The following is a 20,617-nucleotide window of genomic DNA, read 5'->3' as shown; positions in this document are numbered from 1 at the left end:
CCTGGTGCTGGCCGCCTGAGTCGGTCGCCGAGCCGTGGGGCGACCGTCGGGACGAGCTGTGCCCACGGCGGGCCGCGGGGGGGGGGGGGGGGCCCCGCCCCCCCCCCGACGTCGGCGTGCGCCCTCCCGCTCGACCTCGGCGGACGAGCGGGCTGCGGTCTGCGCTACTCTTGAACGTCGCCGCTGTCGCACCGCGCTGACCGTGCGCGCCCCGAGAGCGGCGACGGCCGCATTTTCCCAGCTCCAAGCCCCAGGAAGTGACATGCCTCCGAAGAAGAAGCTCGTCAAGACGTTCACGCTTCAGCTGCCGGCGGGCCAGGCCACGCCGGCGCCGCCGGTCGGCCCCGCGCTCGGCCAGCACGGCGTGAACATCATGGAGTTCTGCAAGTCCTACAACGCGCAGACCGAGTCCCAGCGGGGCGACATCGTCCCCGCCGAGATCAGCGTGTACGAGGACCGGTCCTTCACCTTCGTGCTGAAGACCCCGCCCGCCGCCCGGCTGCTGATCAAGGCCGCCGGTGTGCAGAAGGGCTCCGGCGTCCCGCAGGCGGAGAAGGTGGGCTCGGTCAGCCGCGCCCAGCTGCGTGAGATCGCCGAGAAGAAGATGGCCGACCTCAACGCCAACGACCTGGACCAGGCCGAGAAGATCATCGCCGGCACCGCCCGGTCGATGGGCATCACCGTCAACGACTGACGTCGGCTCCCGCCGACGAACCGATCGTGGGAGGGCTCGCCCCGAGCGGCCCGCCAGAGACCACAGGAGTAATCAGCAATGCAGCGCAGCAAGAGCTACCGCAAGGCCGCCGACGTCATCGACCGGTCGAAGCTCTACACCCCCGCCGAGGCCGTGAAGCTGGCCAAGGACACCACCAACGTCAAGTTCGACGCCACGGTCGAGGTCGCCATGCGCCTCGGCGTCGACCCCCGCAAGGCGGACCAGATGGTCCGCGGCACGGTCAACCTGCCGCACGGCACCGGTAAGACCGCCCGCGTGATCGTCTTTGCCAGCGGCGCGAAGGCCGAAGAGGCCGCCGCGGCGGGTGCGGACGAGGTGGGCACCGACGAGCTGGTCGCCCGCATCCAGGGTGGTTGGCTCGACTTCGACGCGGCGATCGCCACGCCGGACCAGATGGCCAAGATCGGCCGGATCGCGCGGATCCTGGGCCCGCGCGGTCTCATGCCGAACCCGAAGACCGGCACGGTGACCATGGACGTCACCAAGGCGGTGCAGGACATCAAGGGCGGCAAGATCACCTTCCGGGTGGACAAGCACTCCAACCTGCACCTGATCATCGGCAAGGCCTCCTTCTCGGAGACCCAGCTGGTGGACAACTACGCCGCGGTGCTCGACGAGGTGCTGCGGGCCAAGCCGTCCGCCTCCAAGGGCAAGTACCTCCGCAAGGTCATCCTCACCACCACGATGGGGCCGGGCGTTCCGATCGACCCGAACCTGGTGAAGAACATCCGCGAGGACTCGGCCGACGCCTGAGCCGACAGTTCGCTCGTACCGGGGCGCCGCCCCGCTTGGGGGGGCGCCCCGGCGCGTCCGGGGTGTGGCAAGCTCGACCGCATGCGGCTGGAGAACGTCTGGTTGCGGTACCACCGGCGCGGTCCGTGGGTGCTGCGGGGCGTGGACGTGCGGATCGGCCCGGGTGAGGTCGCGGTCGTCCTCGGCCGCAACGGGGTGGGCAAGTCGACCCTGCTCTAGGTGGCTGCCGGGGTGCTGCGGCCGGGCCGGGGCCGGGTCGCCGACCGACCGGCCCAGGTGGGTTGGGTGCCGGAGCGCTTCCCGGCCGACCAGCCCTTTACCGTGTCCCGCTATCTGACCGGTATGGCTCGCGCGGTCGGGCTGCGGCCGTCGGCCGCCGACGCGGCGGTGACGACCTGGACGCAGCGGCTGGGGCTGGGCGCGTTCAGCTCGGTGCGGCTTGCCGAGCTGTCCAAGGGCACCGCCCAGGAGGTGGGCCTCGCCCAGGCCATGCTGCGGGCGCCGGGCCTGCTGGTGCTCGACGAGCCGTGGGAGGGCCTGGACGCCGCGACCCGCGAGCTGGTCCCCGAGCTGATCGACGAGGTGCTGGCCGACGGTGGCACGGTCCTGGTCAGCGACCACCGGGGCGAGACGGTCCGGCTGCCGGCCGCGCGCCGCTGGTCGGTGCCGGTCGGTATCGCGCTGGGGCTGTGGGCGCACCTGCTGGCCGTACCCGCCGCGGTCGCCCTTGGCGCGCTGGCCAGCCGGGCGTCGGTGGGCGGTGCCGCGTACGGCGTCGCGGTGCTGGCGCTCGGCGGTGTCGGCGCGGTGGCGCTCGGCCTGCGCGGCTCGGTCGCGCCCTGGCTGGTACCGCCGATCATGGCCACCGCCCGGACGACTGCGGGCGACGCCGCCGCGCTGACCCTGTTCGGGCTCACGGCCTGGGCGTTGGCGTGGAGCGCGGCGGTCACCGCCGGCTACCTGTGGCGGCGTCGGGCGCAGGGCTGAGCGAGCGCCGACGTGCCGTGACCCGGCTCACCGGGGGCGATTTGGCGCTGGTGAGGCGGGGCGCGTACTCTTCATACGTCATCCGTGTTATCGCGGATGAGGAACCACCCAGAGACCGCTGGTCACCGTGCTCAGGCACGGTCGAAGGCCCCGCGACGACGGGCGACCCGCGTAGGGCGGCAAGCGTAACTCGGCAGTGAGCATGGTCCGCCGACCGTGACGATCCGCCGGCCCTCGCCCCGTGCGCCCTGCGCCGGGGCTTTTCGTTGTCGTGCTGCCTCCGCCCCCGCTTCGGCTTCGGCCGGTCGGGGACCAGCCTCGAGTAACGAGAGAGGAGGGACATGGCGGACAAGCCGATCCGAGCCGACAAGGCCTCGGCCGTCGCTGAGCTGACCGAGAGCTTCCGCAGCGCGGGTGCCACCGTGCTGACCGAGTACCGCGGTCTGACGGTTTCCCAGCTCACCCAGCTGCGGCGCTCGCTCGGTGCCGAGACCAGCTACATGGTCGCGAAGAACACGCTGGCGAAGCGTGCCGCGACGGATGCGGGCATCACGGGCCTCGACGAGCTGTTCACCGGTCCTACCGCGCTGACTTTCGTTTCGGGCGACGTCGTCGAGGCGGCGAAGGGGCTTCGCGACTTCGCGAAGGCCAACCCGAAGCTCGTCATCAAGGGCGGTGTCTTCGAGGGCAAGGCCATTTCCGCGGCCGAGGTCACGAAGCTCGCCGACCTGGAGTCCCGCGAGGTGCTGCTGGCCAAGCTGGCCGGCGCGATGAAGGGCAACCTGAGCAAGGCCGCGGCCCTGTTCCAGGCTCCGCTCTCCAAGGCCGCCCGCGCGGCGGCCGCCCTGGCGGACAAGAAGCGCGAGCAGGAGGGCGCCGAGGCGGCCTGAGGCCGCGCGGCGCACCCACGTTCTTAGACAACCTTTAGAAAGGACGCCAGACATGGCGAAGCTCAGCACCGACGAGCTGCTCGACGCGTTCAAGGAGATGACGCTGATCGAGCTCTCCGAGTTCGTGAAGCAGTTCGAGGACACCTTCGAGGTCACCGCCGCTGCTCCGGTCGCGGTTGCCGCCGCCGGTGGCGCCCCGGCCGCCGCCGAGGCCGAGCCGGAGAAGGACGAGTTCGACGTCGTCCTCGAGGCTGACGGTGGCAAGAAGATCCAGGTCATCAAGGTCGTGCGCGAGCTGACCGGCCTGGGCCTCAAGGAGGCCAAGGACGCGGTCGAGTCCGCGCCGAAGGCCATCCTGGAGAAGGTCAACAAGGAGACCGCCGAGAAGGCGAAGGCCAAGCTCGAGGGTGAGGGCGCCAAGGTCACCCTCAAGTGACCTGACGCTCCACCTGCGCGTGCCCGGCTCGGTGAGCTGGGACACGATCGCGTCGCGGCGGGCGGTGATCCGACACGGATCACTGCCCGCCGTTTTTCCTGGACCAGGCGACAACCGTCCTGAGCTGGGCACCGATGGTCGTCGCCGGACCACCCGGACGAGCGTCCGGATCGCCCTCAGGTGGGAAAGAACCGACGACCCGGATACCGGCCCTTGACGCGGCCCCGGCCTGCCAGGCACGCTGACACCAGCAAGACACCGCGCTTGCGACGGCCACGATGTGGGTAATGGCAGCGACGGCACCATCGGTCGCGGTCACCCGAGCGGCCCAGTGGGGAGTTGCGTTCTGAGCGGCCCGGCAGACCCGGTTCACGGGGGCCGAGGCGCGTTCCGCAAACGACCTGCGGGGTGGGCTGGACAGCGGTTAGCCTCTCGGCTACACTGCTAGTTTGCGCTGCCTTCCGACTTGACCCCTGCTCGGAAATGTCCGTTTACGGATAGTTCTGGTGGGGCCATTGGAGTGCACGCGTACCAGCCGTTCTGCAGCACCGGTCCTCGGAAGGACGCATCTTGGCAGCTTCCCGCCCTGCGAAGACCAGTCGTACGTCGAGCGCATTCGCTCCCCGCCGAGTTTCATTCGGCAGGATCACCGAACACCTCGAGGTCCCCAACCTCCTTGCCATCCAGAACGAGTCCTTCGACTGGCTCGTCGGCAACGAGGCTTGGCAGGGCCGGTCGGCGGACGACCCGCACGCACGCTCGGGTCTCGCGGAGATCCTTGAAGAGATCAGTCCCATTGAGGACTTCTCCGGCACCATGTCGCTCTCCTTCTCGGCGCCGCGCTTCGACGAGGTCAAGGCCTCGATCGAGGAGTGCAAGGAGAAGGACCTGACCTACTGCGCTCCGCTCTTCGTGACCGCGGAGTTCACCAACAACACCACTGGCGAGATCAAGAGCCAGACGGTGTTCATGGGTGACTTCCCGATGATGACGCCCAAGGGCACCTTCGTCATCAACGGCACCGAGCGCGTCGTGGTCAGCCAGCTCGTCCGGTCCCCGGGCGTGTACTTCGACAAGCAGCCGGACAAGACCTCCGACCGCGACCTCTCCAGCGTCAAGGTCATCCCGAGTCGGGGTGCCTGGCTGGAGTTCGACATCGACAAGCGCGACACGGTCGGCGTACGCATCGACCGCAAGCGCCGGCAGGCCGTCACGGTCCTGCTCAAGGCCATCGGTTGGTCGGCCGAGCGGATTCGTGAGAAGTTCGGCTGGTCCGAGCTGATGATGACCACGCTCGAGAAGGACCACATCGCCGGCGCCGACGAGGCGTTGCTAGACATCTACCGCAAGCTGCGCCCTGGCGAGCCGCCGACGCGCGAGAACGCCCAGACCCTGCTCGACAACCTCTTCTTCAACCCGAAGAGGTACGACGTCGCCAAGGTCGGGCGCTACAAGTTCAACAAGAAGCTCGAAGTGGACGTGCCGATCACCACTGGCACGCTCACCGAGGACGACATCGTCGCCACCGTGGAGTACCTGTGCCGGCTGCACGCCGGTGAGGACGGCTACGAGGCCGACGACATCGACCACTTCGGCAACCGGCGCCTGCGCACCGTGGGTGAGTTGATCCAGAACCAGGTTCGGGTCGGTCTCTCCCGCATGGAGCGGGTCGTCCGCGAGCGGATGACCACGCAGGACGTCGAGGCGATCACGCCGCAGACCCTGATCAACATCCGCCCGGTCGTGGCGGCGATCAAGGAGTTCTTCGGTACGTCGCAGCTGTCCCAGTTCATGGACCAGACCAACCCGCTGGCGGGCCTGACCCACCGGCGTCGGCTGAGCGCGCTCGGCCCGGGTGGTCTGTCCCGGGAGCGGGCCGGCTTCGAGGTCCGCGACGTGCACCCGTCCCACTACGGCCGGATGTGCCCGATCGAGACGCCGGAAGGCCCGAACATCGGCCTGATCGGCGCCCTGTCCACCTTCGCCCGGGTCAACCCGTTCGGCTTCATCGAGACGCCGTACCGGAAGGTCGTCGAGGGTCGGGTCACCGACCAGATCGACTACCTGACCGCGGACGAGGAGGACCGGTTCGTCAAGGCCCAGGCCAACGCGCGCCTGAAGGCTGACGGCACGTTCGCCGAGGACCGGGTGCTCTGCCGTCGTAAGGGCGGCGAGACCGAGGACGTGGTCCCCGCCGCCGTCGACTACATGGACGTCTCGCCCCGGCAGATGACCTCGGTCGCGACCGCCATGATCCCGTTCCTCGAGCACGACGACGCCAACCGGGCACTGATGGGCGCGAACATGCAGCGCCAGGCGGTGCCGCTGGTCAAGGCCGAGGCGCCGCTCGTGGGTACGGGCATGGAGTACCGGGCCGCTGTCGACGCTGGCGACGTGGTGGTCGCCGAGGTCGGCGGTGTGATCGAGGACCTCTGCGCCGACTACGTCACCATCCACCAGGACGACGGCCACCGCCGGACGTACCTGCTGCACAAGTTCCGCCGCTCCAACGCCGGCTCCTGCGTGAATCAGAAGCCGGTGGTCTTCGAGGGCGACCGCGTCGAGGCCGGTCAGGTCATCGCTGACGGTCCGTGCACCGACGAGGGCGAAATGGCGCTCGGACGCAACCTGCTGGTGGCGTTCATGTGCTGGGAGGGCCACAACTACGAGGACGCGATCATCCTGTCGCAGCGCCTCGTGCAGCAGGACGTGCTCACCTCGATCCACATCGAGGAGCACGAGGTCGACGCCCGGGACACCAAGCTCGGTCCGGAGGAGATCACCCGCGACATCCCGAACGTCAGCGAGGAAATGCTCGCCGACCTCGACGAGCGCGGCATCATCCGGATCGGTGCCGAGGTCGTCCCCGGCGACATCCTGGTCGGCAAGGTCACGCCCAAGGGTGAGACCGAGCTGACCCCGGAGGAGCGGCTGCTCCGCGCGATCTTCGGTGAGAAGGCGCGTGAGGTTCGGGACACCTCGCTGAAGGTGCCGCACGGCGAGACCGGCACGGTCATCGGTGTGCGCACGTTCTCCCGCGAGGACGGCGACGAGTTGCCGCCGGGTGTCAACGAGCTGGTCCGGGTCTACGTCGCCCAGAAGCGCAAGATCCAGGACGGCGACAAGCTCGCCGGTCGGCACGGCAACAAGGGCGTCATCTCCAAGATCCTGCCGGTCGAGGACATGCCGTTCCTCGAGGACGGCACTCCGGTCGACATCGTGCTCAACCCGCTCGGTGTGCCGAGCCGGATGAACATCGGCCAGGTCCTGGAGACCCACCTCGGTTGGGTGGCCAAGACCGGTTGGAAGGTCGAGGGCGACGACGCCGAGTGGAAGCGCCAGCTGCGCTCGATCGACGCGCACGAGTCCGAGGGGGACACCAACGTGGCCACCCCGGTCTTCGACGGTGCCCGCGAGGAGGAGATCTCCGGCCTGCTCGAGTCGACCCTGCCCAACCGGGACGGCAAGCAGCTGATCGGTCGTACCGGCAAGGCGCAGCTGTTCGACGGTCGTTCCGGTGAGCCTCTGCCGGACCCGATCGCGGTCGGCTACGTCTACATCCTGAAGCTCAACCACCTGGTCGACGACAAGATCCACGCTCGGTCGACCGGCCCGTACTCGATGATCACGCAGCAGCCGCTGGGTGGTAAGGCGCAGTTCGGTGGTCAGCGTTTCGGTGAGATGGAGTGCTGGGCGATGCAGGCGTACGGCGCCGCCTACGCCCTGCAGGAGTTGCTCACGATCAAGTCCGACGACGTGCTCGGCCGGGTGAAGGTCTACGAGGCCATCGTCAAGGGCGAGAACATCCCGGAGCCGGGCATCCCGGAGTCGTTCAAGGTGCTGCTCAAGGAGCTGCAGTCGCTGTGCCTCAACGTTGAGGTGCTGTCCAGCGACGGCGTGGCCCTGGAGATGCGCGAGACCGACGACGAGGTGTTCCGGGCCGCGGAGGAGCTGGGCATCGACCTGTCCCGGCGCGAGCCGAGCTCGGTCGAAGAGGTGTAAGTGGTGCGGGTTGGGGGCCTTCCGGCCCCCAACCCTCGCCCGTGATCTAGCTGTAAAGACGACGACATAGGGGACATAGTGCTCGACGTCAACTTCTTCGACGAGCTGCGCATTGGTCTCGCCACGGCCGACGACATCCGTCAGTGGTCGCATGGCGAGGTCAAGAAGCCTGAGACGATCAACTACCGCACCCTGAAGCCGGAGAAGGACGGACTCTTCTGCGAGAAGATCTTCGGTCCGCAGCGGGACTGGGAGTGCTACTGCGGTAAGTACAAGCGCGTCCGGTTCAAGGGCATCATCTGCGAGCGCTGCGGCGTCGAGGTGACCCGCTCCAAGGTCCGTCGTGAGCGGATGGGGCACATCGAGCTCGCTGCTCCGGTGACCCACATCTGGTACTTCAAGGGTGTTCCGAGCCGGCTGGGCTATCTGCTGGACCTCGCCCCCAAGGACCTCGAGAAGATCATCTACTTCGCCTCGTACGTCGTGACGAGCGTGGACGCCGAGTCGCGTCACCGTGACCTCTCGACGATCGAGAACGAGATCCTCGCCGAGAAGCGGCAGTCCGAGAACAGCCGCGACTCGGAGATCGAGAAGCGGGCCGCCAAGCTCGAGGCCGACCTGGCCGAGCTGGAGGCCGAGGGTGCCAAGGCGGACGTCCGGCGCAAGGTCAAGGAGGGCGGAGAGCGCGAGATGCGCCAGATCCGCGACCGGGCCCAGCGCGAGATCGACCGCCTGGACGAGGTGCTGGACACCTTCCGCAAGCTGGAGCCGAAGCAGTTGGTCACCGACGAGCTGCTCTACCGCGAGCTGCGTGACCGGTTCGGTGAGTACTTCACCGGCTCGATGGGTGCCGAGGCCATCAAGGCGCTGGTCCAGAACATGGACCTCGATGCCGAGGCCGAGAGCCTGCGCGAGACCATCCGGTCCGGCAAGGGCCAGCGGAAGATCCGGGCGCTCAAGCGGCTCAAGGTCGTCGCGGCGTTCCTGAACACCCGCAACTCGCCGCTCGGCATGGTGCTGGACTGCGTTCCGGTCATCCCGCCGGACCTGCGCCCGATGGTGCAGCTCGACGGTGGCCGGTTCGCGACCTCGGACCTCAACGACCTGTACCGCCGCGTGATCAACCGGAACAACCGCCTCAAGCGACTGATCGACCTCGGCGCGCCCGAGATCATCGTGAACAACGAGAAGCGGATGCTCCAGGAGGCCGTCGACGCGCTGTTCGACAACGGCCGTCGTGGCCGGCCGGTCACCGGTCCGGGTAACCGCCCGCTCAAGTCGCTGTCCGACATGCTCAAGGGCAAGCAGGGCCGGTTCCGCCAGAACCTGCTGGGCAAGCGCGTCGACTACTCCGGCCGTTCGGTCATCGTGGTCGGCCCGAAGCTCAAGCTGCACCAGTGCGGTCTGCCCAAGCAGATGGCCCTGGAGCTGTTCAAGCCGTTCGTCATGAAGCGGCTGGTGGACCTCAACCACGCACAGAACATCAAGTCCGCCAAGCGGATGGTCGAGCGTCAGCGCCCGGTCGTGTGGGACGTGCTGGAAGAGGTCATCGGCGAGCACCCGGTGCTGCTCAACCGGGCGCCCACCCTGCACCGTCTGGGCATCCAGGCGTTCGAGCCGCAGCTGGTCGAGGGCAAGGCCATCCAGATCCACCCGCTGGTCTGCACCGCGTTCAACGCCGACTTCGACGGTGACCAGATGGCGGTGCACGTGCCGCTGTCCGCCGAGGCCCAGGCCGAGGCGCGGATCCTGATGCTGTCGTCGAACAACATCCTCAAGCCGGCCGACGGCAAGCCGGTCACCATGCCCACCCAGGACATGGTCATCGGCCTGTACCACCTCACCCACCTCACCGCCGGTGAGAAGGGCGAGGGCCGGGCGTTCAGCTCGGACGCCGAGGCGCGGATGGCGTTCGACAACGGCGAGCTGCACCTCCAGGCGCCGGTGAAGATCCGCCTGCGCGACGTGATCGGTGTCGACAACGGCGCCGGCGCCGAGGCGTGGACCGCCCCGGAGGGCTGGGTCGAGGGTGAGCCGCTGACCGTGGAGACCACCCTCGGTCGGGTGCTGTTCAACGAGACGCTGCCGCAGGGCTACCGCTTCGTGAACTACGAGATCCGCAAGGGTCAGCTCTCCGCGATCGTCAACGACCTCGCCGAGCGCTTCCCCAAGGTGGCGCTGGCCGCCACCCTGGACGGGCTCAAGGAGGCCGGTTTCCACTGGGCCACCTGGTCCGGCGTGACGATCGGCATGGAGGACGTCATCGCTCCGCCGCGTAAGGCGGAGATCCTGGCGAAGTACGAGAAGGAAGCCGACCGGATCGACAAGCAGTACCAGCGTGGTCTGATGACCGCCGAGGAGCGTCGCGGCGAACTCATCGAGATCTGGACCAAGGCGACCAACGAGGTCGCCAAGGAGATGGACACCGCGCTGCCGCAGGAGAACCCACTGTGGAAGATGATCAACTCGGGTGCTCGCGGTAACCTGCTCCAGCTCCGGCAGATCGCGGCGATCCGTGGTCTGGTGGCCAACCCGAAGGGCGAGATCATCCCGCGGCCGATCAAGGCCAGCTACCGGGAGGGTCTGTCCGTGCTGGAGTACTTCATCTCCACGCACGGTGCCCGTAAGGGTCTCGCCGACACCGCCCTGCGGACCGCCGACTCGGGTTACCTGACCCGTCGTCTGGTGGACGTCTCCCAGGACGTGATCATCCGCGAGGAGGACTGCGGCACCGACCGGGCTATCCCGATGCAGATCGGCGAGAAGCTGGACGGCAAGCTGGTCGTCCACGCCCACGCCGAGACCAGCGTGCACGCCCGTACCTTGGCCGACGACATCAAGGGGCCGGACGGCACCGTGGTGGCCGAGCGCGGCCAGGACATCAACTCCATCGGGGTCGACAAGATCGTCGCCGCTGGTGTGGAGACGGTCCGGGTGCGTAGCGTGCTCACCTGCGAGTCGAAGCTGGGCGTGTGTGCGGCCTGCTACGGCCGCTCGCTGCCGACCGGCAAGTCGGTCGACATCGGTGAGGCCGTCGGCATCATCGCCGCCCAGTCCATCGGTGAGCCGGGCACGCAGCTGACGATGCGTACCTTCCACACCGGTGGTGTCGCGGGTGAGGACATCACCCAGGGTCTGCCGCGTGTGCAGGAAATCTTCGAGGCTCGGGTCCCGAAGGGTAAGGCGCCCATCGCCGACACCCCCGGCCGGATCCGGATCGAGGACGGCGAGCGCTCGCGCAAGATCATCGTGGTGCCGGACGACGGCAGCGAAGAGATCGTCTACGACAAGATCTCGAAGCGCGTCAAGCTCCGGACCCACGACGGCGGTCACGTCGCGGTCGGCGAGAAGTTGACCGAGGGCACCATCGACCCGCACGAGCTTCTGCGGATCATGGGTCCGCGGGCGGTCCAGGTCCACCTGACCAGTGAGGTCCAGGAGGTCTACCGCTCGCAGGGTGTGCTCATCCACGACAAGCACATCGAGATCATCATCCGCCAGATGCTCAAGCGGGTGACGGTCATCGACTCCGGCTCGACCGAGTTCCTGCCGGGTGTGCTCGTCGACCGGGCGCTGTTCGAGTCGGAGAACCGCCGGCTCGTGTCGGAGGGTGGCGAGCCCGCCGCCGGACGTCCGGTGCTGATGGGTATCACCAAGGCCTCGCTGGCCACCGACTCCTGGCTCTCCGCGGCCTCCTTCCAGGAGACCACCCGGGTGCTGACCGACGCTGCGATCAACTCGCGCAGCGACTCGCTGGTCGGCCTCAAGGAGAACGTGATCATCGGTAAGCTCATCCCGGCCGGTACGGGCATCAGCAAGTACCGCAACGTCCGGGTCGAGCCGACCGAGGAGGCCAAGGCCAAGGTCTACTCGATGACCGGTTACCCGGAGACCGACTACGGGTTCGGGCCGGCAAGTGGGCAGGCAGTGCCGCTGGACGACTTCGACTTCGGGTCGTACCGCTAAGCACCGACACCGACGAGGCCCCCGGCAGCCGCCGGGGGCCTCGTCGTGTGTCCGGACCGCCCTGCCGGCGGACCGGGTTGGGCATGATGGAGGCATGACGACCGCATCCGGGCAGGTGTCCGTCGCCTCTTCGGGCCTGCGCCACCCGCTCGACCCGGATCCGGCCCGTGCCACGAAGGCGCGGGCGGTCTTCGCGCTGGGGCTGCTCGGCATGCTGACCGGCCTGTTCATCGGCGGGGTGGTGCCGGCGACGGTGGCGCTCCAGTTGGCCCGGCAGGCCCGGCGGGAGGCGTACGCCTCGGGGGGTTTTCTGACCGGAGGCGTCTGGCTGCGGCGGGGGGAGCGGCTGGCCTGGGCCGGTCTCGTGCTGGTCGCGGTCAGCGTGGTCGTCCTCGTGGTGATCGGCGTGGTCCGGCTGGCCGGCGCGCCGTGGGGCCATGACTACCCGGCGAACATGGACTGACCGTCCGGCGACCGCGCCCGGCGCGGACGGCGCCGCCTCCGGCGGTAGCCTGGCCGGTGTCCGCCGCGCGCGCTGGCGGCCCTGTCGACAGGAGGATTTCGTGACGGAACCGGCGCGGCCCCCGGCGGACGAAGCAGCCGGGCATCCTGGCGTGCCGGCTCCGGGCGCGGCTTCCTCTACGCCGGCTCCGAACGCGCCGGCTTCGGACGCGACTCTCTCTGCGTCGGCTTCGGACGTGCCGTCGTCCGTGCCAGCTTCGGACGCGGCGTCCTCGGGGTCGGTTTCGGACTCGGACTCCTCCGCGCCGGCTTCCTCGGCCGGGAGTGCGTGGGCGCAACCCGAAGCGGGCGGGCAGCCGGCCCCGAGCGTCGGCGGCCCCGACCCGGGTACGCCGCCGTCGGGCTGGGGGCCGCCGCCCTCGCCGGCATGGGGTCCGCCCACCGCCCAGTGGGGCGGGGTCTTTCCGCCCGGCTACGGGCAGCCCCATCCGGCCCCTGGAACGCCGCCGCCGTACGGCTGGGCCCAGCCACCGACGGGACCTGCCGTGCCGTACGGCTGGGGCCCGCCGTGGTCGGGGCCCGGTGCGCCCGCTGGGTGGGGGCACCCGTCGTCGGGACCTGCCGTGCCGTACGGCTGGGGCCCGCCGTCGTCCGGGCCTGGCACGTCCGGCGCCTGGGGGCAGCCGGCGTCGGGGCAGTTCCCGGGCTGGGGTACGGCTGCGGCCCGGCCGGTGCCGCCGCCCACCGACGATCAGCGGCGGCCGCCGAAGCGGGTGGAATCGGTGCCGGGCACCCCGTTCGGCGTGGTGCACCTGGACGTGCCGCCGGTCACCGCCGGGTTGGCGACCGGGTCGCTGGTGGCCGGCATCGCGTCGATCCTGGTCTCGCTGCTGGTGATCTGCGTCGGTGTGGCCTTCGGGGCCGATGGTGGTGTGTGGGTCTCCGGTGCCTGCACGGTGCTGGGGGTGCTGGCGGGGGTGGCGGCGGTCGTCACGGGCCTGCTCGGTCAGCGGCAGATCCGTCGACCGGCTGCGCCGTCGGCGGTGCGGTTCACCGGCCGGGGGCTGGCGGTGGCCGGCGTGAGCTGTGGCGCGGCGGGTGCGCTGCTCAGCCTGTTGGGTCTGGGACTGGGGTTGCTGATCAGCCTGACGTGACTCCGGGCTGCCGGGCCGCACCCATGGCGCGGGTGGTGCGCCGGGTGCTGGGTGCCCTGCCCGGGGGCGACGGGTGCTTCGGCGGGGAAGCCGGTACACTTGTATCCGTAGGTGCCCATTGAGGGCGACGGGGCGGGACGAGATCCGGCCGGCGAGCGTGAGACGTTCGCCGACCCATTCCGTTTTGACCTGGGCGGCTGTGATAGGTACTCTTTCCCCTTGTGCCCGGGCGTGCCCGGGCAACTCGTGCGTGCGCTGGTTCCGGAGTCCGGACGGCGGCACGACAAGCCAAAGATCCGGAGCGGGGCGATCCGCGTGCCGGTGACAGAAACCCGGTACGCCCGCGACAGCGTCCGTACCGGAACCGTGAGTTGGGCGACACGCCCGACCGCGGGTGCCGGGGCCTCCGCAAGGTGACCCTGGCCGGAATGTAGGAGAGCCGGTCATCAGGCTGGCTAACGAGCAGACGGCGCGGCCGCGGAAAGCGGCCGAAGGGAGCGGAGAAACCCGGTGCCCACCATTCAGCAGCTGGTCCGAAAGGGCCGTCAGGCCAAGACGACCAAGACCAAGACTCCTGCGCTCAAGGGGTCTCCCCAGCGGCGCGGCGTGTGCACCCGCGTGTACACCACCACCCCGAAGAAGCCGAACTCGGCGCTGCGCAAGGTCGCTCGTGTCAAGCTCAGCAGCCAGATCGAGGTAACCGCCTACATCCCGGGTGTCGGCCACAACCTGCAGGAGCACTCGATCGTGCTCGTGCGTGGCGGTCGTGTGAAGGACCTCCCCGGCGTGCGTTACAAGATCGTCCGCGGCTCGCTGGACACCCAGGGTGTCCGCAACCGCAAGCAGGCGCGCAGCCGTTACGGCGCGAAGAAGGAGAAGAGCTGACATGCCGCGTAAGGGACCCGCTCCGCGGCGGCCACTGGTCGCTGACCCGGTGTACAACTCGCCGCTGGTCACCCAGCTGGTAAACAAGATCCTGCTGCGCGGCAAGCGCCAGCTCGCCGAGTCGATCGTGTACGCGGCCCTCGAGGGCTGCCGCGAGAAGTCCGGCACCGACCCGGTCGTCACCCTGAAGCGGGCGATGGACAACGTCAAGCCGACCCTCGAGGTGCGTAGCCGTCGTGTCGGTGGCGCCACCTACCAGGTTCCGGTCGAGGTCCGTCCCACCCGGGCGACCACCCTGGGCCTGCGCTGGCTGGTCACCTACTCCCGCGCCCGGCGCGAGAAGACCATGGTCGAGCGGCTGATGAACGAGCTGCTGGACGCGAGCAACGGCCTCGGTGCCGCCGTCAAGCGGCGCGAGGACACGCACAAGATGGCCGAGTCCAACAAGGCCTTCGCGCACTACCGCTGGTAACACCCTGGTTCCGGCGCCCGTGGGGCGCCGGAACCGCCACCAGTTGAGTCGAGACGACGATAAGTAGGGATTGAAGTGGCCGCCGCAGACGCGCTCGCCAACGTACGCAACATCGGCATCATGGCGCACATCGATGCCGGTAAGACCACGACCACCGAGCGAATCCTGTTCTACACCGGCATCACGTACAAGATCGGTGAGGTCCACGAGGGCGCCGCCGTCATGGACTGGATGGAGCAGGAGCAGGAGCGTGGTATCACCATCACCTCCGCTGCCACCAAGTGTGAGTGGAAGGGCCACACGATCCAGATCATCGACACGCCTGGCCACGTCGACTTCACGGTCGAGGTCGAGCGGTCGCTGCGTGTCCTGGATGGTGCGGTCGCGGTCTACGACGGTGTCGCTGGCGTGGAGCCGCAGACGGAGAACGTCTGGCGGCAGGCCGACAAGTACAACGTCCCGCGCATGTGCTTCGTCAACAAGCTCGACCGGACCGGCGCCGACTTCTTCCGCTGCGTGCAGATGATGATCGACCGGCTGAACGCCACCCCGCTGGTGCTCCAGATCCCGATCGGGCTCGAGGGTGACCACATCGGTGTCGTCGACCTGATCGGCATGCGCGCCCTCACCTGGCGCGGGGAGACCCAGAAGGGTGAGGACTACGCGATCGAGGAGATCCCGGCCGAGCTGGCCGACTCCGCGGCCGAGTGGCGCGAGAAGCTGATGGAGACCCTCGCCGACGTCGACGACTCGGTGATGGAGAAGTACCTGGAAGGCGAGGAGGTCTCCGTCGAGGAGATCAAGGCCGCCATCCGGCGGGCCACCATCGCCGGCAAGGCCAACCCGGTGCTCTGCGGCTCGGCGTTCAAGAACAAGGGCGTCCAGCCCATGCTCGACGCCGTGGTCGACTTCCTGCCGTCGCCGCTGGACGTTCCCGCGATCGAGGGTACGGCCACCGACGGTGACACCCCGCTGCTGCGGAAGCCGTCGAACTCGGAGCCGTTCTCCGGTCTGGCCTTCAAGATCCAGACGGACAAGCACCTCGGCAAGCTCACCTACGTGCGCGTCTACTCCGGCACGCTCGACTCCGGTTCCCAGGTGGTCAACTCCACCAAGGACCGGAAGGAGCGGATCGGCAAGATCTACCAGATGCACGCCAACAAGCGTGAGGAGCGTCCGTCGGCGCAGGCCGGCGACATCATCGCGGTGCAGGGTCTCAAGCAGACCACCACCGGCGACACGCTCTCCGACCCGGCGAACCCGGTCATCCTGGAGTCGATGACCTTCCCGGAGCCGGTCATCTCGGTGGCGATCGAGCCGAAGACCAAGTCTGACCAGGAGAAGCTGGGCACTGCCATCCAGCGCCTGGCCGAGGAGGACCCGACCTTCCGCGTCCAGTTGGACGAGGAGACCGGTCAGACGGTCATCTCCGGCATGGGTGAGCTGCACCTGGACATCCTGGTCGACCGGATGCGCCGCGAGTTCAACGTCGAGGCCAACGTCGGCAAGCCGCAGGTGGCGTACCGCGAGACCATCCGCCGCAAGGTGGACAAGGTCGAGTACACCCACAAGAAGCAGACCGGTGGTTCCGGCCAGTACGCCCGCGTGATCGTGAGCGTCGAGCCGCTTCCGCTGGACAACGACTCGCCGACCTACGAGTTCGCCAACGCCGTCAGCGGCGGCCGCATCCCCCGGGAGTTCATCCCCTCGGTGGACGCCGGTGCGCAGGACGCGCTGCAGTACGGCATCCTGGCAGGCTTCCCGCTGGTCGGCGTGAAGCTGACGCTGCTGGACGGCCAGTACCACGAGGTCGACTCGTCGGAAATGGCATTCAAGATCGCCGGCTCGATGGTGATGAAGGACGCGGCCCGCAAGGCCGATCCTGCACTGCTCGAGCCGATGATGGCCGTTGAAGTCACCACTCCCGAGGAGAACATGGGTGACGTCATCGGTGACCTCAACTCCCGCCGCGGCATCATCCAGGCGATGGAGGAGCGCAGCGGCGCCCGCATCGTGAGGGCTCTGGTGCCGTTGTCGGAGATGTTCGGCTACGTCGGCGACCTGCGGTCGAAGACCCAGGGCCGGGCTAGCTACAGCATGCAGTTCGACTCCTACGCCGAGGTTCCGCAGAGCGTCGCCAAGGAGATCATCGCGAAGGCGACGGGCGAGTAACTTCCCCGAGCAGGTGATTCGTGGTCGGTCGCGGGTGGTTTTCCCCGCCCGCGTCCACCACGATCGGATTGCGTGAGACCGGGCCTGTAGGCTTCATCGCCGCAGAACCCACAAAGAGCTCTCCGGCCGTCAGGCCGGAAAGGCTGTCGACAGAGTCCTAAGCGCCGACCGGCGCGCCGGGCGTACGAACCAAGAAGTCCACAGGAGGACACCAGTGGCGAAGGCGAAGTTCGAGCGGACTAAGCCGCACGTCAACATCGGCACCATTGGTCACATCGACCACGGTAAGACGACGCTGACGGCGGCCATCACCAAGGTCCTGCACGACCAGTACCCGGACCTGAACCCCTACACGCCGTTCGACGAGATCGACAAGGCGCCGGAGGAGAAGGCCCGCGGCATCACGATCTCGATCGCGCACGTCGAGTACCAGACCGAGTCGCGGCACTACGCGCACGTGGACTGCCCCGGCCACGCGGACTACATCAAGAACATGATCACCGGTGCCGCGCAGATGGACGGCGCGATCCTGGTGGTCGCGGCGACCGACGGCCCGATGCCGCAGACCCGCGAGCACGTGCTGCTGGCCCGTCAGGTCGGTGTGCCGTACATCGTCGTGGCGCTCAACAAGAGCGACATGGTCGACGACGAGGAGCTCCTGGAGCTCGTCGAGCTCGAGGTCCGTGAGCTGCTCTCCTCGCAGGAGTACCCGGGTGACGACCTGCCGGTCGTCCGGGTTTCGGCGCTGAAGGCCCTCGAGGGTGACCCCGAGTGGACCGGCAAGCTGCTGGACCTGATGACCGCTGTCGACACCTCGATCCCGCAGCCGGAGCGCGAGGTTGACAAGCCGTTCCTGATGCCGGTCGAGGACGTCTTCACGATCACCGGTCGTGGCACCGTCGTGACCGGTCGCGTGGAGCGCGGCGTTCTCCTGCCGAACGAGGATGTTGAGCTCGTCGGTATCAAGGAGAAGAGCTTCAAGACCAAGGTCACCGCGATCGAGATGTTCCGCAAGACCCTGGACGACGCCCGCGCAGGCGAGAACGTCGGCCTGCTGCTGCGTGGCACCAAGCGCGACGAGGTCGAGCGCGGCATGGTCGTTGTGAAGCCGGGCTCGAACACCCCGCACACGGAGTTCGAGGCGACGGTCTACATCCTCTCCAAGGAGGAGGGCGGCCGGCACACCCCGTTCTTCCAGAACTACCGTCCGCAGTTCTACTTCCGGACCACGGACGTCACCGGTGTCGTCACCCTCCCCGAGGGCACCGAGATGGTCATGCCGGGCGACAACACCACCATGTCGGTGAAGCTGATCCAGCCCATCGCCATGGAGGAGAACCTCAAGTTCGCGATCCGCGAGGGTGGCCGCACCGTCGGCGCCGGGTTCGTCACCAAGATCCAGAAGTGACCTGGGTAACCCCGATTAGACCCGCCGCCGGTCGTGCGGCATACTAGTCAGGTTGCGTAACGACAGATCGTCGCCTGTGTTCGGCTTTCGCTGAACCTCCGGGTGGCGGGATAGTCGAGCGTGGGGTGGTTGGCGGCCCAGTCGCCAACCACCCTCGCACGGCGTTCAGGTCGCGGTAATGCGATCGGCGCCTTGACCCACCGCGCGGTCAGCACCGCTCCGAAAACTCGGGGCGGAGCCTGATCCGAGGGCGCGACACGCCCGACCGCGGGGGTCGGCGAAGCGGGTCTGTGCCAGCCGGTACAGGCGCCCGCAACACAGCGGCATCGAGAGAAGGAACAGAAGCCACCATGGCGGGACAGAAGATCCGCATCCGGCTCAAGGCCTATGACCACGAGGTCGTCGACTCCTCGGCTCGGAAGATCGTCGAGACGGTGACGCGCACCGGGGCGCAGGTCGCGGGCCCGGTGCCGCTGCCCACGGAGATCAACCGTTTCTGCGTTATCCGCTCGCCGCACAAGTACAAGGACTCGCGCGAGCACTTCGAGATGCGCACGCACAAGCGGCTGATCGACATCATCGACCCGACCCCGAAGACGGTCGACTCGCTCATGCGCCTCGACCTGCCGGCTGGCGTCGACATCGAGATCAAGCTGTAGGGACCGGACAAATGGACAGGCAAGTCAAGGGGATCCTGGGCGCCAAGCTCGGCATGACCCAGGTCTGGGACAACAACAAGGTTGTTCCCGTGACCGTGGTCGAGGCCGGCCCGTGCGTCATCAGCCAGGTTCGTAGCGCCGAGAAGGACGGTTACTCCGCGGTCCAGCTCGCCTACGGCACGATCGACCCGCGCAAGGTCAAGAAGCCGGTCAGCGGGCACTACGCGAAGGCGGACGTGGCACCGCGCCGGCACATCGTCGAGCTGCGCACCACGGACGCCGGGGAATACTCGCTGGGCCAGGAGGTCACGGTCGAGGAGTTCCCGGTCGGCGTCACGATCGACGTCACCGGCAAGACCAAGGGCAAGGGCTACGCCGGCCCGATGAAGCGGCACGGCTTCCACGGTCTGCGCGCCAGCCACGGTGTCGAGCGCAAGCACCGCTCGCCCGGATCCATCGGCGCCTGCGCCACCCCGGGGCGTGTCTTCAAGGGCACCCGGATGGCCGGCCGCATGGGTGGCGTGCGCTACACCGTGCAGAACCTCACCGTCCAGGCGGTCGACACCGAGAACAACCTGCTGCTCGTCCGGGGTGCCATTCCTGGTCCCAAGGGCGCGCTGGTTCTGGTCCGTACCGCGGCCAAGAGCAAGGTGAAGAAGGGCGGTGCGGCCAAGTGACCACCGTTGACGTGCGCACCGTCGAAGGCAGCACCAGTGGCTCCGTGGAGCTGCCGGCGGACATCTTCGACGTGCAGGCCAACGTCGCGCTGATGCACCAGGTCGTGGTGGCCCAGCTCGCGGCGGCCCGACAGGGCACGCACAAGGCCAAGACCCGCGGCGAGGTCGCCGGTGGCGGCAAGAAGCCGTACAAGCAGAAGGGCACCGGTCGCGCCCGGCAGGGCTCGATCCGCGCGCCGCAGTTCGCCGGCGGTGGCGTGGTGCACGGTCCCGTGCCGCGCGACTACAGCCAGCGGACCCCGAAGAAGATGAAGGCCGCCGCGCTGCGGGGTGCCCTCTCCGACCGGGCCCGCGCCGGGCAGGTACACGTCGTCGAGGCGTTCGTCTCGAGCGAGAAGCCGTCGACCAAGGCCGCTCTGGCCACGCTGGCCAAGCTCACCGAGGCCCGTCGGGTCCTCGTCGTGCTGAGCAGCACCGACGAGCTGAACTGGGTGTCGCTGCGCAACGAGCCGCGGGTGCACCTGATCGAGTCCGGCCAGCTGAACACGTACGACGTGCTGGTGGCCGACGACGTGGTCTTCACGAAGGACGCCCTGGACGAGTTCCTGGGTGTGCCCGCCGAGACCACCGAGGAGGGTGGCAAGTGAGCACGATCGCCGACCCGCGCGACATCATCGTCGCGCCGGTCGTCTCGGAGAAGAGCTACAGCGAGCTGAACCGGAACTGGTACACCTTCCTGGTGCACCCGGACGCGAACAAGACCGAGATCAAGATCGCTATCCAGCAGATCTTCGACGTCCGCGTCCTGACGGTCAACACGCTCAACCGCCAGGGTAAGCGCAAGCGCACCAAGACCGGCTTCGGTCAGCGCAAGGCGACCAAGCGGGCGATCGTGAAGCTGGCTGACGGTGACCGTATCGAGGCCTTCGGCGGCCCGGTCAGCTGAGGGGTGTAGACA

At 68.4% G+C, this 20,617-nt stretch carries 16 protein-coding genes and 1 pseudogene; all 17 read left to right on the top strand.

Going from position 1 to position 20,617, the window contains the following annotated elements:
• Positions 1-262 precede the first annotated feature (262 nt).
• Positions 263-694, top strand: coding sequence for a 50S ribosomal protein L11 (rplK, locus tag ACLQ24_RS05285; RefSeq protein ID WP_203174332.1), 432 nt, complete (start codon positions 263-265; stop codon positions 692-694).
• 78 nt (positions 695-772) lie between these two features.
• Positions 773-1,489, top strand: coding sequence for a 50S ribosomal protein L1 (gene rplA / locus ACLQ24_RS05280; protein ID WP_425889234.1), 717 nt, complete (start codon positions 773-775; stop codon positions 1,487-1,489).
• An 81-nt stretch (positions 1,490-1,570) separates the two neighbouring features.
• Positions 1,571-2,476: pseudogene (locus tag ACLQ24_RS05275) on the top strand (ATP-binding cassette domain-containing protein).
• Between the two features lie 341 nt (positions 2,477-2,817).
• Entirely contained in the window at positions 2,818-3,366 is a 549-nt protein-coding gene (gene rplJ, locus ACLQ24_RS05270; protein WP_425889233.1) for a 50S ribosomal protein L10, read from the top strand.
• Positions 3,367-3,418: 52 nt separating this feature from the next.
• Positions 3,419-3,802, top strand: coding sequence for a 50S ribosomal protein L7/L12 (gene rplL, locus ACLQ24_RS05265; RefSeq protein ID WP_007465324.1), 384 nt, complete (start codon positions 3,419-3,421; stop codon positions 3,800-3,802).
• A 570-nt stretch (positions 3,803-4,372) separates the two neighbouring features.
• Complete coding sequence (locus ACLQ24_RS05260; RefSeq protein WP_425889232.1) at positions 4,373-7,804, top strand: DNA-directed RNA polymerase subunit beta; 3,432 nt, start codon at positions 4,373-4,375, stop codon at positions 7,802-7,804.
• 78 nt (positions 7,805-7,882) lie between these two features.
• The gene (locus tag ACLQ24_RS05255) at positions 7,883-11,770 is read left to right on the top strand and encodes a DNA-directed RNA polymerase subunit beta' (RefSeq protein WP_425889231.1); all 3,888 of its coding nucleotides are present in this window, start codon (positions 7,883-7,885) and stop codon (positions 11,768-11,770) included.
• A gap of 94 nt (positions 11,771-11,864) precedes the next feature.
• Positions 11,865-12,233, top strand: coding sequence for a hypothetical protein (locus ACLQ24_RS05250; RefSeq protein ID WP_425889230.1), 369 nt, complete (start codon positions 11,865-11,867; stop codon positions 12,231-12,233).
• Between the two features lie 772 nt (positions 12,234-13,005).
• Entirely contained in the window at positions 13,006-13,386 is a 381-nt protein-coding gene (locus tag ACLQ24_RS05245) for a hypothetical protein (RefSeq protein ID WP_425889237.1), read from the top strand.
• 510 nt (positions 13,387-13,896) lie between these two features.
• Positions 13,897-14,271 carry a 30S ribosomal protein S12 gene (rpsL, locus tag ACLQ24_RS05240; protein ID WP_007465318.1) on the top strand — a complete coding sequence of 125 codons (375 nt, stop codon included), beginning with the start codon at positions 13,897-13,899 and terminating at the stop codon, positions 14,269-14,271.
• A 1-nt stretch (position 14,272) separates the two neighbouring features.
• Positions 14,273-14,743, top strand: a complete 471-nt coding sequence (gene rpsG / locus ACLQ24_RS05235; protein ID WP_007465317.1) for a 30S ribosomal protein S7 — start codon at positions 14,273-14,275, stop codon at positions 14,741-14,743.
• A 75-nt stretch (positions 14,744-14,818) separates the two neighbouring features.
• The gene (gene fusA, locus ACLQ24_RS05230; RefSeq protein WP_425889229.1) at positions 14,819-16,915 is read left to right on the top strand and encodes an elongation factor G; all 2,097 of its coding nucleotides are present in this window, start codon (positions 14,819-14,821) and stop codon (positions 16,913-16,915) included.
• A 214-nt stretch (positions 16,916-17,129) separates the two neighbouring features.
• Positions 17,130-18,323 carry an elongation factor Tu gene (gene tuf, locus ACLQ24_RS05225; RefSeq protein WP_355242165.1) on the top strand — a complete coding sequence of 398 codons (1,194 nt, stop codon included), beginning with the start codon at positions 17,130-17,132 and terminating at the stop codon, positions 18,321-18,323.
• A 350-nt stretch (positions 18,324-18,673) separates the two neighbouring features.
• Positions 18,674-18,982, top strand: coding sequence for a 30S ribosomal protein S10 (gene rpsJ / locus ACLQ24_RS05220; RefSeq protein ID WP_007073037.1), 309 nt, complete (start codon positions 18,674-18,676; stop codon positions 18,980-18,982).
• Between the two features lie 11 nt (positions 18,983-18,993).
• Positions 18,994-19,659, top strand: a complete 666-nt coding sequence (gene rplC, locus ACLQ24_RS05215) for a 50S ribosomal protein L3 (RefSeq protein WP_393213943.1) — start codon at positions 18,994-18,996, stop codon at positions 19,657-19,659.
• A complete protein-coding gene (rplD, locus tag ACLQ24_RS05210; protein ID WP_425889228.1) occupies positions 19,656-20,306 on the top strand; it encodes a 50S ribosomal protein L4 in 651 nt (216 codons plus the stop codon). The genes rplC and rplD overlap by 4 nt, the downstream gene beginning before the upstream one ends.
• Positions 20,303-20,605: a 50S ribosomal protein L23 gene (rplW, locus tag ACLQ24_RS05205; protein WP_088998352.1), complete on the top strand. Its 303-nt coding sequence runs from the start codon at positions 20,303-20,305 to the stop codon at positions 20,603-20,605. Before rplD ends, rplW begins: the two co-directional genes overlap by 4 nt.
• Positions 20,606-20,617 lie beyond the last annotated feature (12 nt).

The organism is Micromonospora sp. DT4 (genome assembly GCF_049841675.1).
Taxonomy (GTDB): Bacteria; Actinomycetota; Actinomycetes; order Mycobacteriales; family Micromonosporaceae; genus Micromonospora.
This window is presented reverse-complemented; position numbering and strand designations above follow the sequence as displayed.